Source organism: Sulfurimonas gotlandica GD1 (assembly GCF_000242915.1).
In the GTDB taxonomy this organism is placed as follows: Bacteria; Campylobacterota; Campylobacteria; order Campylobacterales; family Sulfurimonadaceae; genus Sulfurimonas; species Sulfurimonas gotlandica.
Map to the genome: position 1 here is coordinate 2666979 of NZ_AFRZ01000001.1, position 16149 is coordinate 2683127.

The window sequence follows — 16149 nt, forward strand, 5'->3', positions numbered from 1 at the left end:
TTAATAGATAAAATTCTGTGGACACTTAACCTGAAATATAGCTCCTTTTAAATATAATAAGCGAATTTTTTATTAGAGGAGACTTTTATGCAGATTAGTGGCGCACAGATGGTCATTGAAGCTTTAATCGCAGAGGGTGTAGATACAGTATTTGGCTACCCTGGTGGAGCGATAATGAATGTCTACGACGAGATTTACAAACAAGACAACTTTCAACATATTTTGACAAGACATGAACAAGCTGCTGTACATGCTGCAGAGGGTTATTCAAAGGTTAGTGGCAAGGTCGGCGTTGCTTTGATTACTAGTGGACCAGGATTTACAAACGCTGTAACAGGTTTAGCAGATGCTTACATGGATTCTATTCCACTGGTTGTAATTAGTGGACAAGTTCCAATGAGTCTTATCGGTACAGATGCATTTCAAGAGATTGATGCTGTTGGAATAAGTCGTTCATGTACTAAGCATAATTACCTTGTAACACAGGCAAGTGATCTGCCTCGTATCTTAAAAGAAGCATTTTATATTGCAGCTTCTGGTCGTCCAGGTCCTGTTCATGTTGATATTCCTAAAGATGTTACGGCAGAAATAGCAGAATTTGATTACTCTGCTGAAATTGATTTAGAAACTTATAAACCTCATACAAAAGGTAATCCACGCCAAATTAAAAAAGCTATGGAAGCTATTGCTAAAGCTAAAAGACCAGTCTTTTATTTAGGTGGCGGTATCATCAATGCTAATGCTGCTGATGAAGTAAGAGAATTAGTTCATAAGACAGGGATTCCTGCAGTTGAGACATTTATGGCAAGAGGTGTTTTATCTCATGATGATGATCTTTTAATCGGTATGCTGGGTATGCATGGCTCATACGCTTCAAATATGGCTATGAGTGAAACAGACTTAGTTATTGGTTTAGGGGCTAGATTTGATGACCGTGTAACAGGTAAGCTTTCAGAGTTTGCTAAAAATGCAGGTGTTATCCATGTAGATATTGATCCAGCATCTATTTCTAAACTTGTTAATGCAGATTATCCAATAGTTGGTGATGTTAAAAATGTTGCAAAAGAGATGCTGGAACTTTCTTCACAGATCAATTCTGCTAAATATAAATCTTGGAGAGAAACTGTTGCAAACTTTGCAGAGCTTCATCCTCTTACTTATCATGAAGATACAGATAGAATCAAACCTCAGTGGGTTGTAGAGAGAGTTGGGCAGTTACTTGGTGCCGGTGCTAATATCTCTACAGATGTTGGACAGCACCAAATGTGGACAGCACAGTTCTATCCATTTAGCCGTCCAAGACAGTTCATTAGTTCTGGTGGACTTGGAACTATGGGATTTGGTTTTCCGGCAGCGATGGGTGTTAAAGCAGCCGCCCCTGATAAGGTAAGTATTAACTTTACTGGAGATGGTTCTATTTTGATGAACTGTCAAGAGTTAATGACTGCAGTTGAGAAAAAACTTCCAGTTATTAACATCATTCTGAATAATAATTATTTAGGTATGGTTCGTCAGTGGCAAACACTGTTCTATGACAAGCGTCATAGTGAAACAGATTTATCTGTTCAACCAGATTTTGTAAAGTTAGCAGAGGCTTTTGGCGGTATTGGATACAGAGTTACTACTAAAGAAGAGTTCGATGCAGCTCTTAAAGATGCGGTTGAGAAAAATATTGTTGCATTTATAGATGTTGTAGTTGAGAGACTTGAGAATGTTATGCCAATGGTGCCAGCAGGTGGAAGCCTGTTCAATATGATGTTACTAGAGAAGAAGGAGACAAAATGATAGAAGCTAGCGAAAGAAGAGTAATTTCTGTTATTGTTGTTAACGAATCAAGCGTTTTATCTCGTATTACTGACCTTTTCTCTGCCAGAGGTTATAATATTACATCTTTAACGGTTGCTCCTATTCCTGAGAGTAAGTATTCAAGATTAACTATTGTAACTTCAGGTTCTGTTAGGGTGATTGAGCAAATAACTAAGCAATTACATAAATTGATTCCAGTTTTGAGAGTTTATGAGCATGCAGATTTAGTTGAAAAAGAGATGGCAATGATTAAGTTCCCAGTATCTGAAAATATTACTGATATAAATACTCTTTGTGAAGCTTATAATGGAAAAATAGTAAATGTTGGTGAAAATGTAATTATTGCAATGGTTGCAGATGAGCCAAAACGTGTAGAGAACTTTTTAAGTATCATTAAAAGATATAACCCTAAAGAGATAGTTAGAAGCGGTGCTGTTGCACTAGAGAGATAAGTAATGACTCTTAGTTCTATAGCATCAGTTTTAGAGACAGGATTTGACTCTACTGATATAGAAATAACAGGTATGAATGCATTAAAAGATGCTACTTCTACAGAAGTCTCTTTTGTTGCTAACTCTAAATATATTAAAGATATTCAATCTACCAAAGCAGCTGCTGTAATTGTTTCTGCTTCTTTAGTAGAATATGTACCTCAAGGCTGTGTACCATTAATTGTTGAAAACTCTTACTGGTCTATGGCTATCCTTTCTAAATATTTTGCTCCTGTTATAGAAAATGATGAACTTCCGAAAGCTGAAATAGGCGAGGGAACTAAAGTGTCTGCTAAAGCCGAAATAGCAAATGGTGCAAAAATAGGTAAAAACTGTACAATCTTAGCCCATGTGTATATCGGTGCTGAAGCTGTTGTTGGTGATAACACAGTAATCTATCCAAATGTAACAATCTACAGAGACTGTATAGTTGGCAGTGACTGTATAATACACTCTAACAGTGCTATTGGTGCAGATGGCTTTGGTTTTGCAACAAACAATAGAGGTGAACATAAAAAAATCTACCAAAATGGAAATGTTGTCATAGAAGATGATGTTGAAATTGGTAGTAATGTTAGTGTAGATCGTGCAGTTTTTGGATCTACTCTTATTAAAAAAGGTGTTCGTATAGATAACCTTGTTCAAATTGGACATAATTGTGAAATAGGTGAATACTCAGTATTTGTGGCTCAATCTGGTAGTGCCGGTTCAACTAAACTAGGACGTAATGTCGTAGTTGGTGGACAGTCTGCATTTGCAGGGCATCTTGAAATTGCACCATTTTCTACATTTGCTGCAAGAAGTGGTGTTACAAAGAATATTACTGAGAGCGGCTTAACATTTGCTGGTTTCCCTCTAATGGATCACAAGTTATGGTTGAAACTTCAGGTTAAAATAGCTAGACTATTGAAATAACTAATAAAAGGAATATATAATGTCAACAACGATTGCATTAAGTGGAACTAAAAAAGGTGTTATTTCGATTGCTAAGCTAGAAGAGCCGTATGGAAAAGATAGTGGTACTGTAGCTAGTATCGGTATCTCTTTATCAGGAAATACGGATTCACCAGAGTGGAAAGTTCATCTTCCTCTTGATAATTTAGATGAAGTTATAGCAGCACTTCAGGCTCTTAAATAATATGGCAAAAAAGCCAAATGTTAAATTTCTTGGTATTGCATTAATAGTTCTAGGTGTAGGATTGGCATTTTATGGATATCAAATGTCTGGTTCTATGTCTTCTAAACTTAGTGTAGCAATCACGGGATCAGACACAGATAGAGTGATTGCTTTTTACGCTGCAGGTGCTATAAGTATACTTGCAGGTTTGTTTTTCATTCGCAAGTAAGAACTTACTTGTTTCCACACTAAGTGTGGAAATTTAGTTTTTTAACTCAGCTACAAACTCTGCAATTCTAGCAATACCTGTACGAATAGTCTCAATATCAGTAGCAAAACTCATTCTAAAATAACCTTCACTACCAAAAGCAACACCAGGAACTACAGCAACAAGTTTCTTATCTAATAACTCTTTTGCAAAGTCAAGTGAGTCAGAACTAACTTCTTTGATGTTTACAAATAGGTAAAAAGCTCCATCAGGTTTAACAACACTAAGTCCATCAATCGCATTGACTAGTTTAACAGCTTCATCTCTGCGCTCTATAAATGCTTTTCTCATCATTTCTATATCTGCATCTGCACTTCCATCTAGACCTGCGATTGCAGCTTTTTGAGTAATAGTATTGATGTTTGAAGTACTTTGGCTCTGTAGCTTTTTAGTTGCTTTAATAAGTTCAGTATCTGCAGCAGCCATATAGCCGAATCTCCAACCAGTCATTGCTACAGACTTACTTAGACCATTGATAGTAACTGTTCTTTTGTACATATCTTCGCTTACAGCAGCACATGATGTAAATGTACCATCGTAAGTTAGTTTCTCATACATCTCATCAGATGCTACAATGATATCAGTTCCTTCTAAAACTTTTCCAAGTTCTACTAGTTCATCTCTTGTATAGATAGAACCTGTCGGGTTTGATGGAGAAGTTAATATAAGCATTCTTGATTTTGGAGTTATGGCAGCTTTTAATTGCTCAGGCGTGATTTTAAATGAAGTCTCATCAGTAGTCTCAATTTCAACAACTTTACCACCACAGTAGTTCACTAACTCAGGATAAGTTACCCAATATGGAGAAGGGATGATTACTTCAGCACCTTTTTGAATAGTGGCAGAAATAAGATTAAACAGTGAATGCTTTGCACCATTGTTTGTTATGATTTGGTTTGGAGCATAAGTTAAACCATTGTCTTTTTTTAATTTTGCAGCAATAGCAACTCTTAGTTCAACAATCCCATCAACAGCAGTGTATTTTGTAAAACCTTCATTAATAGCTGCTATAGCAGCATCTTTAATAACTTGAGGTGTGTCAAAGTCTGGTTCACCTGCAGAAAAGCTAAGTATATCTTTGCCCTCTGCTTTTAATTCTTGTGCCAAAGTTGTAATAGCAATCGTAATAGATTCAGATAGTGTGTTAACGCGATCAGTTAGCATAAAAGCCTCCAATAAAATAATGGTGACATTATACTAAAATAATATTATATATTAGTTTTATAAGAGGAGGTTTAGCGTATTTAGCTTTTCATTGCTTTAATAAATGATTCGTAGATACTTTCTAGTTCTAAATCTTCTTCAAGTACATTTTTATTGTCTTCAACGAGTATGTGCTCTAAAACTGCAACCCTTTTTAGAAGATATTCAAACATCTCTTTGTTAATATCTGGAAGCATATTGTGCATAAATGGATCTTTACATCTTCCTTTTGCGATAACATGAGCAGGAATACCTATAGCAGTAGAGCAGTCAGGAACTTCTTTAACAACAACCGAGTTCGCACCAATCTTAGCATACTCACCAATAGTGATATTTCCTAAGACTTTAGCGCCAGCACCGATAACAGCACCTTGTTTTATAGTAGGGTGACGTTTTCCGTGTGTAAGAGATACCCCACCAAGAGTTACACCTTGATAGATTAATACATCATCTTCAATTATACATGTTTCACCAATAACAACACCAACCCCATGGTCTATAAATACTCTTCTGCCAATTTGTGCTGCTGGATGAATATCAATAGTTGTAACAATCTGATTTAAACCCATAACAATTCTTGCAAGTCTTTTAAAACCTGCATTATGGAATTTATGAGCTACCCTGTACCATGCAATAGCCCAAACTCCAGGGTAATTAAAAATAAAATCTATTCTCGAGTTTAGGGCAGGATCATTTTTATAAGCATTCGAAAAGTCTTCTTTTATGTCAGTATAAAGTCCCATATTAACCCTTAGTTAGTCGTTCGCAGATAGCCATTTTGCTCTACAAAAGTTTCAAGTTTTGCAAGTGTATCATTTTTTTCTTTTTCTGTGATAAAATCACTGATTTTCAAATCATGTTTAAGTTTGTTTAAAATATCACTTTTATTGTATCCAATAGAGTCTAGAATATCTAAAATATTTTTTGATTCAACTTCGTTTATAATATTATAAGAAGTGTCATCTATATTAACTGTATATTCATTTGGATGCGTGAAGAGATTGTGATTCATCCCCAGTGTCTCTTGATAAGCACCAACATTAAAGAATCCTAAAAAGTAGTCTTCTTCATCTAAATTTACATCATGCAAGTACAATGGTTTTTCTGGGTTAAAACCTATCTCTCCGTCGCTGTCGCATGTTATGTCCCAAAGAGAAGCTGCTCTTAGTGGAACTACATCTAAGTGATGAAGAGGCATAACAGGAAAATGTTGATCTAATCCCCAGTAATCCGGTAAACTCTGAAATATAGAAGCATTTATAAGATATCTTTCTTGAAGTCTTACTTGAAGCTGTACAAATTCATTTGTTGAATATGCATTAGTTAAATATAAAGCTTTCTTGATGATACTATGTACCAGAATCTCAGCATTTGATCTGTCTTGAAGGTCTATATATCCTAAGTCGAATAGGGTTAGTAAAGACTCCATGTGGTCTAGTGCATCGTGCAAATACTCAATAGAATTTTTATTATTTAGATTTTTAGACAGATATTTTAACTCTTCTAAAAGTGGAGGATTCACCACTTTAAAGTTTAAGAGTCTTTCTTGATAATCTTGAGTAAAGAGTTCAAGAACAGGAGTAATCAACACAGCATGTGAAGCAACTATGAATCTACCAGATTCCGTGTATATATCAGGATGTGATACATTCTTAGCATTCATGATTTCACCAATTAAGAATACAACAGAACTTGAAAACTCATCAACAGAGTAGTTACGAGATTTTGAATGTGTATGTTGATCATACTCGACTGCTAAGCCACCACCGATATTAATGCTGTTAAGCGAATTAGCACCCATCTTTTTAAGTTCAGCATAAATATTTCCAGCTTCACGAAGAGCTCGTTTTAGAGGAGCTATGTCTTCCATTTGTGAACCAATATGAAAATGAATCATTGTGAAATTATCCAGCATATTCTCATTCCTAAGAAGAGTTATCGCTTCTATTATTTCTGTTGATGTCAAGCCAAATTTAGCATCCATTCCACCACTTTTAGCCCAAATTCCAGTTCCTGCACTATGAAGTCTTACTCTAATGCCAATATTTGGAACTTTAAGATTACACTCATTTGCTACTTCTATAATTGTTTCAAGTTCGCCAAGACCTTCAATAGTAAGTGTGATGTTGTGTCCACTTTGAGCGGCTATAAACCCGAGAGTCATCATCTCCTTGTCTTTAAAGCCATTAACGGTTATAGGAGCTCCATGAGTTGTCTGACTCATAGCTAGTATAAGTTCAGCCTTACTACCAGCTTCAAGTCCATAACCAAACTCTCTACCTTGTTCTGCAATTGCTTTGACAGCGTGAGGATATTGATTTACCTTAAGAGGAAAAACAGCATGAAAATTACCTTGATAATTATTATATCTAATCGCTTTATCAAAATAAGAGTAAAGAGTTGTAATCTGTTTTTTAATCAGATGCGGAAACCTAAGTAAAATAGGGCCCTTAACATCGTTTGTACGGATTTCTTCTATTATTGATAATAGAGCTGGCATACTCTTGTAGTTTAATTTAATTTGACCATTTTCTATTAGAAAATTATTATTTGACCATATGTCTAAGCCATAGTTATTCATTTATTCACCTATATGTGTAATTTTTGATGAAAATATTTATCAATATCAAAGTATATTTCACCATTTTGATTTTTAAACGTAAGATGTGATTTATTTACATCATTTATGTTTTTAACACCCATAACAGAAGCAACCATTTTCATTCCTTTAATGAGGTTAGTATGGTAGTTACCTATCTCTTTACCTTCCTTTATTACTAAGTAGGAAGCTCTTTTTTTCTCATCTTGAGTTGCAAGCCCAACAGGGCAAACATGAGAGCCAAAACCAGAGCACATGCGAGCACGTATACATCCACCGCTCATCATAAAGCCTCTAGCAATACCAACAGCATCTGCCCCCATTGACATAGTTATTATTGCATCATCTGGAGTTAAAACCTTGCCGCTAGCAATAATCTTAATATCTTGACGAATTTCATGTTTTTTAAGCATTGTATCTAGGACGTATAGAGCATTATTAGTTGTTAAACCTACTGACTCCATAAGTTCTAGCGGAGCTGTAGCACTTCCACCTTCTCCACTATCTACAGTTATAAAGTCAGGGATACTTCTTCCTTGTGCTTTTCTTTTTGCTATTTCTTTAACCATTTCGTCAATTGCATTAGCATCTGAGATAACTATTTTAAAACCAACCGGTTTTTTTGATAAATTTTGCAGTCTCTCAACAAAGTCAAGCAGATGCGTTGTTGTATCTGCAAAGGGGAATCTATTAGGTGAAAATATATTTTGAGCCTCAGGAACACCTCTATAGTAGGCTATATCAGCAGTAACTTTAGCAGCTGAAAGTTTTCCACCAGTCTGTTTTGCACCTTGGGCAATCTTAATCTCTGTCATACGGCAGAATTTCATTACTTTTTGGTATCTTAATTCGTCAAATTTACCATTTTCATCCCTTACGCCATAAAGCCCGGAACTCATCTGAAAAATTGTATTTGGTATATCACTCGGAACTTCTTTTGGAAATGATTCTATAGGAGCATTCCAGTTAACACGAAACAGAACATGTGAAGTGGTATCATAAATGTATGTGTTTTGAGTTTTCTCGTTTAATAAAGCAGTTCTGTACCATTTAAGAGCTCTAGGTCTATTAAAAAGCATATCCCCCATTTTAAAAAGAAATTCTGCCCATGGAGTACTTTCTATAATTTCAAGATAATCAGCATTGTTAAGGTCAGGTTTGTGGGTAAAAAGGTGGTTCGAAGTTAAAGATCCCTCACCTGTATTTATAGTAAGGTTTGTATTAGCACCAGCAATAGAAAATGCTCTAATAGCTTCGGGACTAAGTGATCCATCACTCATGGCAGAACGAATAATAGGAGTGTGAGATACAAAAGGGATTTCTCTGTCTTTTCCAAACACCACAGATGTGTCATCATCAACTTCATCTTCATTTAGTACGTTTGTGGCGTGTTTAATAATAAATCTTGAACCAGAAAAAGGCTGAGCTACTGAGAAGGATTTATAGTTTGGTTTGTCTTTTGCTGCTGTATAAACCCAGTCAACTTTATCTTTTGAATCATAAAATGTTTCTTCTGCAAAGTATTGACGTAGTGGTTCTCTCAGTGCTTCAAAAAAGTATCTAAATCGCCCAATAACAGGATAGTTAATAAGTAAAGCATGCTTTCTTTGTATGTGCTTATCGTAGATGTAAAGCAGTATCAGTACAAATACGCCACCAAGTAAGAAAAATTCAATAAAATCTATAAATAAAGACCATAATACATGAAGTGTATCCATTTAAAAATCTCCTATATTTATTGTTTGTTCTATTTTGTCTTCTAAGTTTTTTACCCAGATAGTACCGTTTCTCAACTCTTCAGAACCTATTACACAACAGAATTTAGCATTGGCTTTATCTGCTGCTTTTAAGTGTTTTTGCAGATTCTTTGCTTTGTAGTCAACAGTTGCTTTGTCTGTTTTTCTTTTCTTTTGAGTAAGTTGAATTACCAAATCAACAGCTTCAGCGTCCATAGCACCAATAAAATAACCATCTCTAGAGATTTCAGGCATTACAATCAGTTCCATCAATCTCTCTATTCCCATTGCAAAACCTACAGCAGGAGTAGGGCGACCATCAAGAAACTCTACTAATCTGTCGTATCTACCACCACCTGCAATTGCACTTTGCGAACCGATATTGTCGCTTACAAACTCAAATGCAGTTTTAGAGTAGTAGTCTAGACCACGAACGAGGTTTGTGTCTATTTCATAATCAATACCATTTTCTTCTAATATCTTTTTTAAAGAGCTGAAATCATCTTCACAGTTTTGACATAAGCAGTTGATTAGCTTTGGTGCACCTTCATAAAGTGTTTGGCATGAATTATTTTTACAATCAAGTACTCTAATAGGGTTAGTTTCTAGTCGTCTAACACAATCTTCACAAATCTCATCTCCACACTCTTGTACAAATTTTACTAATTTATTTCGATAGTCAGGCATACAGTTGTTGTCACCAAGAGAGTTTAGCTGAAGTCTGTACCCAATTCCAAGAGCTTTTAGGATATCACTAACCATCATAATCATAGTAGCATCCTCATAAACGCTATCTACACCAAAGCTTTCAACACCAAACTGATGAAACTCTCTTAGTCTTCCCTTTTGAGGTCTCTCATAGCGAAACATTGGACCATGGTAAAAATATCTATGTGTTCCACCGGCTTTGTCTAATTTTTTTTGAATAAATGCACGAACAACACCAGCTGTTCCTTCTGGACGAAGACATACATCATTTTCACCCTTATCAATAAACTGATACATCTCTTTTCCAACAATATCGCTTGATTCCCCAACAGAGCGTTTAAAGAGAGCAGTTTCTTCTAATAATGGAGTTTCAATAAAGTGATACCCGTATTTTTGGGCTATATCTGTAGCAGTATTAATAAAGTGAGTAAATCTTTCGTAGTCTTCACTTAAAATATCGTTCATTCCTCTGAGTGATTGAATCATTTACATCCTTAATTACATCTATTGCAGTATGAGTTTAATATATGAAAGGATACCATTTTTTGCTTATATATGATTTATTTAAGCTATTTTTTTAAAAACAATGAACACAAGCAGTGATAAAAGATTATCATCATTAATTTATATCTAAATGTAAGTAATATTGTTAAATAAGCTTTAATAAAAAAATCTTATAATAGTTGAATAGTAATATATTATATACAAATAAGGATTTATTATGATTGATTTACAAAAACTGCCGTTTGCAGATAATGCCCTTGAGCCTTTTATCTCTGAAGAAACAATAAGATATCATTACTACAAACATCATACCGCTTATGCAAATAAGCTAAATGAGTTAATTCAAGGAACTGAGTTTGATAAGATGTCACTATCATCAATTATTCGTGATTCTGATGGAGCAATTTTTAATAATTCTGCACAAGTGTTTAATCATACTTTTTATTGGAATAGTCTTACTCATTTAAAGCTAAATCCAAGTGGAAAACTTTTAACAAAGATAAATAATGACTTTGGCTCTTTAGAAGCTCTAAAAGAAGAGTTTATAAAGGCGGGAACAACACTTTTTGGCTCAGGTTGGGTATGGCTAGTTAGAGAACCTAAAGGGCAGTTGATACTTAGAAAGACTGAAAATGCTCATACACCTCTAAGTTCAGGACTGGTACCATTATTTGTATGTGATGTTTGGGAACATGCTTATTATATTGATTACAGAAACTTACGTCCAAAATACTTGGAAGAGTTTTGGAATCATATTAATTGGGATTTTGCAGGAGAAGCATATGAAAAAACAGATAATGACGTTTTTATAGGGACAGAAGTGTGCAATGATATACACGATCCTTTTTGTCAAATACTTGATGATCTCCAAAATGGGGACAGAGTAACAAGCTAAATAAAAGAGTTACTCGATATTTTTGAGTATTTCTTTAGTTATGTCTTCAATGGAGTTTGTAGCATCTATGGTTACTAGTTCCAAGTTTAGAAGCTCAGTAGCTTTTATGATGGCATCTTGTATGCTTAAGAGATACTCTGAACCTCTTAGCTCGATGCCGTCTAACTCTTTTTGAGAAAGTCTGTACTCAAGTTCTTCTTTTGTAAGTTTAAGAAGAAAAACTTTTTGGGGATATATACCACCTGTCGCAAATCTATTTAAATGAACTATAGCTGTCTCACTTATTTCACCTTGAATTAAAGCGTATGCCACACCGCTTACTGCACTTCTGTCAGAGATAATCATTTTGTCTAAATTAGGCTCAACTACTTCTTTTATATGCTCGGCACGGTCTGCTAAAAAAAGTAAGAACTCAGCCTTTTTACTTTGGGCCTTTGCACTAAGAACTATCTCTCTTATCTCTTTGCCTATTGCAGTTGCACCTGGCTCTTTCGTGATTATAGCATCTGGAAAGTTCTCTTTGAGTTTTTGAATCTGTGTGCTCTTTCCTGCAGTATCTATGCCTTCTATTGCAATGTACATGAATCCATACTCCCTATAATCTCTTGAACTTCTTTTGGAAGTAGATGCTCAGTTTTAGCGTTAAATTTTAGTAAGTTTCTTACGCTTGATGAACTGATAAAAGCATGTTTTAGTTTTGGCATTAGATAAACGGTTTCTATTGAGTCATCTAATGAGTTATTTAGATATCCAAGTTGCAGCTCATATTCAAAATCACTTACTGCTCTAAGCCCACGTATAAGAATAGTCGCTCCGTGAGTTTTAGCAAGTTCTACTGTTAGATTGTCAAAACCGAGAACGCTTACATTATCTAGGTGCCCTATGGCTTTTTTTGTCATTTCTATACGTTCATTAAGTGTAAACATAGGTTTTTTGTCTGCCGAAATAGCAACTGCAATAATTACTTCATCGAATAGTCCTAAAGCTCTTTCTATAATATCATAGTGGCCATTTGTAATAGGGTCAAAAGTACCAGGATATAGTGCGATTCTTTTCAATTTTATTCCCATCTTTTATATAAGTTATTTTCAATGCCAAGTAGATCAAACCACTTGCCAATAATGAAGTTTTCCATCTCATCAAGAGTCTGTTGTTCTGAGTAATAAGCCATTACTGGTGGAGCTATTATAACTCCTAGCGTTGCAAGTTTTTGCATGTTTTCTAAAGCTATGGCAGAAAACGGCATCTCTCTGGGAGCAATGATTAGTTTCTTTTGCTCTTTTATCATTACGCTTGCACATCTTGTAACTAAGTTATCTGAGATTCCGCAAGCTATTTTAGCCAAAGTATTCATACTGCATGGTGCTATAATCATAGCATCCGTACCAAATGAGCCAGAAGCGATACTTGCTGAAATATCTTCATTGTCATGCATCGTTAAATTATTTTCTTTGTCTAGAACAATGCCAGAGTTTTTTGTCATTATAAAGTGCCTATCAATCTCTTTAGGTAGCAACTTAAGAGTTTTAATTCCCAGGTTAACTCCACTTGCTCCACTTGTAGCAATGATTATTTTTTTATTCATCTCATCTCCGCTCTATTTTTACCAGTAACTCTTACTTTAAGTCTTTTCCCACTGCTCTTTTGAACTGTTATGGTGTCTCCAAGCTTACCATCTTGGAGTGCTTTAGCACTAAAACTTATGGACATATTTTTGGAGTTTAAACTAACGTCTATGAAAGAGTCCCTCTTTACAACGCTTAAAATTTCAACATCTCTTGTTGTGATAACTTCATCTTTTTTTATATTATGCTTGCCTTGAAGAGCATTGGAATCTATGTTTTGTATAGGTTTTGCCATAAAATTATCTAAAAGTATACTCTTTTTTACAGTGTTTAATGGAGATAGTTCAGTATCTCTATTTATCTTTTTATTTGATAGATAAATCAAAATATTTGCATTTATAGTATAGTTAAAAAATATTTTCTTATTATCTGATGTTTTTATATTTACAATACCACTTTTAGAGAGGTAGTTTTTTTTTCTGATTTCAATGCTGTAGTTTTTTGGAAGAGTTGCTATATAACCTCTTGATTCTACTTTAATCTCTTTTATATCTATTTGATCGTAATTATTTAAATAATACTCTTTAATGTATAAGGCTATTTTTGAAGTGTCAATAGGGCTTTTCTTTATAAATTTAACATACATACTTTTAGCGCTAAAGTCTCTGTATCCATGTTTTTTTAATGTTTTAAGCAAGTCTTTTGATCTTACTCTTTTGGTGTATTTTCCAGGTTTTATTTTATATATTTGTTTGTTGCTAGGGGCATCTTTGATGATGTGAGAGAGATATATATCATTAGAATTTACATAGTAAGTGCTTTGTATAATATTGTTGGCGGATAGTATTGTAGAAAGTAGGATAAAAAAGATAAATTTAGTTAACATATCAACACTTTTTGCACAGTTTAGCATATTATTATAATAGTCAGTGGTACCAGAGAGGGGATTCGAACCCCTAAGCCTTGCGGCAGCGGATTTTGAATCCGCCGTGTATACCGTTCCACCACTCTGGCTTGATGATGTGGAATGATAGTGATTTATTACTTAAAAGTAAATAATATTAATAAGATGTTGCGACATGGAACTTTTATTGCTAGTAATTAAGTATTAAAGTTATAGCGGCAAACGGAGGTGCGTTATGAGAGTTACATCTAGTATGTATTACAATAGTTTGTATGGAGCAAATAACTCAAAATTGAGTCAAAATCTTTTTGATGTAAATAAACAGATAGCATCTGGACTGCAAATTCAGTATGCAAAAGATAATGTTAGAACATTCGCAGAGACTATGAGACTGGATAATGAGCTTGCTACATTAGGGCAAGTTAAGATGAGTACGCAAAGTGGTTATAAAGTTTCAAATCAAACAGATGTTATTTTGAATGAGTTTGAAACAACAATGAACCGTATGAGAACTTTACTCTTGCAGGCTGCGAATGGAACCAATGATGCAACTTCTTTAGATTCAGTTGCAAAAGAGCTAAGAGGAATAGAGAGTCATTTTAAAGGCTTAGCAAACTCATCTATAAATGGTCAATACCTTTTTTCTGGTACTGCGGTTGATATTAAACCTATAGCAGATGATGGAACATATATGGGTAATGATAAATCTATGAATTCTTTCACTGGATCAAAAACTCAGCAACAATATAATATCTCTGGTGGTGATCTGTTTCTAGGAGAAGAAGTACTTGTTAGAAGAGAAATAACATCAAACGTTCCTCAAGAAAATTTAATACGAAAATATCCAGCTTTAGGTTTGCCTACAGCAAATACAACACATATGAATCCAGATAATTCTATTCGTGATTTAATGGGTGATACAGATAATGTAATAGATACGGTAAATGCAAAACATCATTTTTATCTTAGAGGTACAAAAAGCGACGGAACCGCTTTTAATAAAAAAATATCTATGAGAGATGATGAAAAAGTTGATGAACTATTGATTCAGATTGGAAATGCTTACGGAAATACACCAGCTTTAAAACTTGTAAATGTTACTCTAAATCAGTCTGGGCAAATAGTGGTTGAAGATAAAATTAAAGGCTCAAGTCAGATAGATTTCCACATGGTTGGTGCAGTTGATTTTACAGGTGGTGCCGCAGCAAACGTTACTAATCTAGATGCACTTGGTGTTGGTGAGAGTGATTTTGATAGAATAATGCTCTCGACATCAACCGCTACAAATCCGAATCTTCATGTAAAAGAATTTATTAAATCGTCTTTAACATCTGCAGGTGATGTCGCCGGTACAAATATAATTGAAGGCACGGTTTATGATAGAACACAGTTTAGTAAAAATGGTTCTACATTATCATCAAGCGTTCCTCAAATAGTAAAAGCAGATAATAGCTTTGCGGCAGGATCAACAAAACTTTCAGAAGTGGCTGATATCTCTCAACTTCCAAATGTTGGTTCATTAGATGCGACACAGTTTAAGTTGACAGGCATAAATGTTATAGGAGTAGCTTATGATGTTCAAATAGACCTTGCAACTGCTGGCTCCACATTCACAGTAGGTGGAAACACTTATGATATTTTTAATATGGGAACACCAAGAGTAGCTGTAGCTGCTGATGATATGACATATCAACAGCTTATGGATGTAGTAAATATGGTTGTAACCAATAACCTCCCATCAACTACAAATGTAGCGACTGATTATGACAACGCTGTTAAAGCATCAAAATTTAATGGAAATACATTTTTAAGTTATGATGGAAAGCTTAAGTTTCAAGATATTGGCACTAGCTCTACTCAGGCAACAATGGCGTTACATGATACAAACAGTGGAGATATTTCAAATCCAGCTTCAGTTATGACGTTTAACGCAAACAATGGACTGACTGTTCGTGATCCTAAAACGGATTTCTTTAAAACACTAAATGAAATGATTATTGCTGTAGAAAATCATAAACTATATCCAGATTCATCTGGTGGTGTTATTAGAAATGTTGGTATTGAAAATGCGATAACAATGATGGATGATTTACAAGATCATGTTTTTAGAGCACACTCTTTAGTTGGTTCACAATCAAATGCATTAACAATGGCCCAAGAACGTACAGAACTGTTAGAGATTAGTACAAGCACTCTTCGTTCAGCCGTAATAGATACAGATTTAGCAAAAGCATCCCTTACTTTAACTCAGTTAACACTAAATTATGAGGCTATGTTATCTACTGTTGGTAAGGTTTCAAAGTTAAATCTAGTAAACTATTTATAAAACATTTTTTTTATGCCCTTGGGTGCA

The 16149-nt window shown here is 34.6% G+C and carries 16 protein-coding genes and 1 tRNA gene; 7 read left to right on the forward strand and 10 right to left on the reverse strand.

Annotated features, from left to right (window positions below):
* The first annotated feature begins 87 nt into the window (after positions 1–87).
* The 5 genes from SMGD1_RS13150 to SMGD1_RS13170 are packed head-to-tail and all read left to right on the forward strand — an operon-like array spanning position 88 to position 3643.
* Complete coding sequence (locus SMGD1_RS13150; RefSeq protein WP_008337422.1) at positions 88–1785, forward strand: acetolactate synthase large subunit; 1698 nt, start codon at positions 88–90, stop codon at positions 1783–1785.
* Positions 1782–2258 carry an acetolactate synthase small subunit gene (gene ilvN, locus SMGD1_RS13155; RefSeq protein WP_008337239.1) on the forward strand — a complete coding sequence of 159 codons (477 nt, stop codon included), beginning with the start codon at positions 1782–1784 and terminating at the stop codon, positions 2256–2258. Before SMGD1_RS13150 ends, ilvN begins: the two co-directional genes overlap by 4 nt.
* A 3-nt stretch (positions 2259–2261) precedes the next feature.
* Positions 2262–3212, forward strand: coding sequence for a UDP-3-O-(3-hydroxymyristoyl)glucosamine N-acyltransferase (gene lpxD / locus SMGD1_RS13160; RefSeq protein ID WP_008337312.1), 951 nt, complete (start codon positions 2262–2264; stop codon positions 3210–3212).
* Between the two features lie 19 nt (positions 3213–3231).
* Positions 3232–3435: a hypothetical protein gene (locus SMGD1_RS13165; RefSeq protein ID WP_008337362.1), complete on the forward strand. Its 204-nt coding sequence runs from the start codon at positions 3232–3234 to the stop codon at positions 3433–3435.
* A 1-nt stretch (position 3436) separates the two neighbouring features.
* A complete protein-coding gene (locus tag SMGD1_RS13170) occupies positions 3437–3643 on the forward strand; it encodes a DUF3185 family protein (RefSeq protein ID WP_008337453.1) in 207 nt (68 codons plus the stop codon).
* A 33-nt stretch (positions 3644–3676) separates the two neighbouring features.
* Here SMGD1_RS13170 and SMGD1_RS13175 read toward each other — a convergent pair whose 3' ends face one another.
* The 5 genes from SMGD1_RS13175 to hisS form a co-directional block, all read right to left on the reverse strand.
* Positions 3677–4846 carry a pyridoxal phosphate-dependent aminotransferase gene (locus SMGD1_RS13175; protein WP_008337612.1) on the reverse strand — a complete coding sequence of 390 codons (1170 nt, stop codon included), beginning with the start codon at positions 4844–4846 and terminating at the stop codon, positions 3677–3679.
* 80 nt (positions 4847–4926) lie between these two features.
* Complete coding sequence (gene cysE / locus SMGD1_RS13180; protein WP_008337355.1) at positions 4927–5628, reverse strand: serine O-acetyltransferase; 702 nt, start codon at positions 5626–5628, stop codon at positions 4927–4929.
* 8 nt (positions 5629–5636) lie between these two features.
* A complete protein-coding gene (speA, locus tag SMGD1_RS13185) occupies positions 5637–7466 on the reverse strand; it encodes a biosynthetic arginine decarboxylase (RefSeq protein ID WP_008337546.1) in 1830 nt (609 codons plus the stop codon).
* 8 nt (positions 7467–7474) lie between these two features.
* Positions 7475–9202: an FMN-binding glutamate synthase family protein gene (locus tag SMGD1_RS13190; RefSeq protein ID WP_008337181.1), complete on the reverse strand. Its 1728-nt coding sequence runs from the start codon at positions 9200–9202 to the stop codon at positions 7475–7477.
* Positions 9203–10414 carry a histidine--tRNA ligase gene (gene hisS / locus SMGD1_RS13195; RefSeq protein ID WP_008341535.1) on the reverse strand — a complete coding sequence of 404 codons (1212 nt, stop codon included), beginning with the start codon at positions 10412–10414 and terminating at the stop codon, positions 9203–9205.
* A 235-nt stretch (positions 10415–10649) separates the two neighbouring features.
* Here hisS and SMGD1_RS13200 point away from each other — a divergent pair, with 235 nt between their 5' ends.
* A complete protein-coding gene (locus tag SMGD1_RS13200) occupies positions 10650–11327 on the forward strand; it encodes a superoxide dismutase (protein WP_008337237.1) in 678 nt (225 codons plus the stop codon).
* 9 nt (positions 11328–11336) lie between these two features.
* Here the strand turns inward: SMGD1_RS13200 and tmk are convergent, their stop codons facing one another.
* The 5 genes from tmk to SMGD1_RS13225 form a co-directional block, all read right to left on the reverse strand.
* Entirely contained in the window at positions 11337–11909 is a 573-nt protein-coding gene (gene tmk, locus SMGD1_RS13205) for a dTMP kinase (protein ID WP_008337158.1), read from the reverse strand.
* Entirely contained in the window at positions 11894–12385 is a 492-nt protein-coding gene (coaD, locus tag SMGD1_RS13210; protein WP_008337193.1) for a pantetheine-phosphate adenylyltransferase, read from the reverse strand. Before coaD ends, tmk begins: the two co-directional genes overlap by 16 nt.
* A gap of 2 nt (positions 12386–12387) precedes the next feature.
* A complete protein-coding gene (locus SMGD1_RS13215) occupies positions 12388–12912 on the reverse strand; it encodes a UbiX family flavin prenyltransferase (RefSeq protein ID WP_008337143.1) in 525 nt (174 codons plus the stop codon).
* Entirely contained in the window at positions 12909–13778 is an 870-nt protein-coding gene (flgA, locus tag SMGD1_RS13220) for a flagellar basal body P-ring formation chaperone FlgA (RefSeq protein ID WP_008337226.1), read from the reverse strand. The genes SMGD1_RS13215 and flgA overlap by 4 nt, the downstream gene beginning before the upstream one ends.
* 44 nt (positions 13779–13822) lie before the next feature.
* Positions 13823–13906: transfer RNA gene (locus tag SMGD1_RS13225), tRNA-Leu, on the reverse strand.
* A gap of 125 nt (positions 13907–14031) precedes the next feature.
* On the opposite strand from SMGD1_RS13225, the gene SMGD1_RS13230 reads away from it, so the two are divergent.
* Positions 14032–16122 (forward strand): flagellin N-terminal helical domain-containing protein, encoded by a 2091-nt coding sequence (locus SMGD1_RS13230; RefSeq protein WP_008341537.1) that lies wholly within the window; start codon positions 14032–14034, stop codon positions 16120–16122.
* Positions 16123–16149: the final 27 nt, after the last annotated feature.

Coding starts and splice junctions, on each gene's coding strand:
- SMGD1_RS13150 (WP_008337422.1), top strand. CDS start 88: ATGCAGATTAGTGGCGCACAGATGGTCATTGAAGCTTTAATCGCAGAG.
- ilvN (WP_008337239.1), top strand. CDS start 1,782: ATGATAGAAGCTAGCGAAAGAAGAGTAATTTCTGTTATTGTTGTTAAC.
- lpxD (WP_008337312.1), top strand. CDS start 2,262: ATGACTCTTAGTTCTATAGCATCAGTTTTAGAGACAGGATTTGACTCT.
- SMGD1_RS13165 (WP_008337362.1), top strand. CDS start 3,232: ATGTCAACAACGATTGCATTAAGTGGAACTAAAAAAGGTGTTATTTCG.
- SMGD1_RS13170 (WP_008337453.1), top strand. CDS start 3,437: ATGGCAAAAAAGCCAAATGTTAAATTTCTTGGTATTGCATTAATAGTT.
- SMGD1_RS13175 (WP_008337612.1), bottom strand. CDS start 4,846: ATGCTAACTGATCGCGTTAACACACTATCTGAATCTATTACGATTGCT.
- cysE (WP_008337355.1), bottom strand. CDS start 5,628: ATGGGACTTTATACTGACATAAAAGAAGACTTTTCGAATGCTTATAAA.
- speA (WP_008337546.1), bottom strand. CDS start 7,466: ATGAATAACTATGGCTTAGACATATGGTCAAATAATAATTTTCTAATA.
- SMGD1_RS13190 (WP_008337181.1), bottom strand. CDS start 9,202: ATGGATACACTTCATGTATTATGGTCTTTATTTATAGATTTTATTGAA.
- hisS (WP_008341535.1), bottom strand. CDS start 10,414: ATGATTCAATCACTCAGAGGAATGAACGATATTTTAAGTGAAGACTAC.
- SMGD1_RS13200 (WP_008337237.1), top strand. CDS start 10,650: ATGATTGATTTACAAAAACTGCCGTTTGCAGATAATGCCCTTGAGCCT.
- tmk (WP_008337158.1), bottom strand. CDS start 11,909: ATGTACATTGCAATAGAAGGCATAGATACTGCAGGAAAGAGCACACAG.
- SMGD1_RS13215 (WP_008337143.1), bottom strand. CDS start 12,912: ATGAATAAAAAAATAATCATTGCTACAAGTGGAGCAAGTGGAGTTAAC.
- flgA (WP_008337226.1), bottom strand. CDS start 13,778: ATGTTAACTAAATTTATCTTTTTTATCCTACTTTCTACAATACTATCC.
- SMGD1_RS13230 (WP_008341537.1), top strand. CDS start 14,032: ATGAGAGTTACATCTAGTATGTATTACAATAGTTTGTATGGAGCAAAT.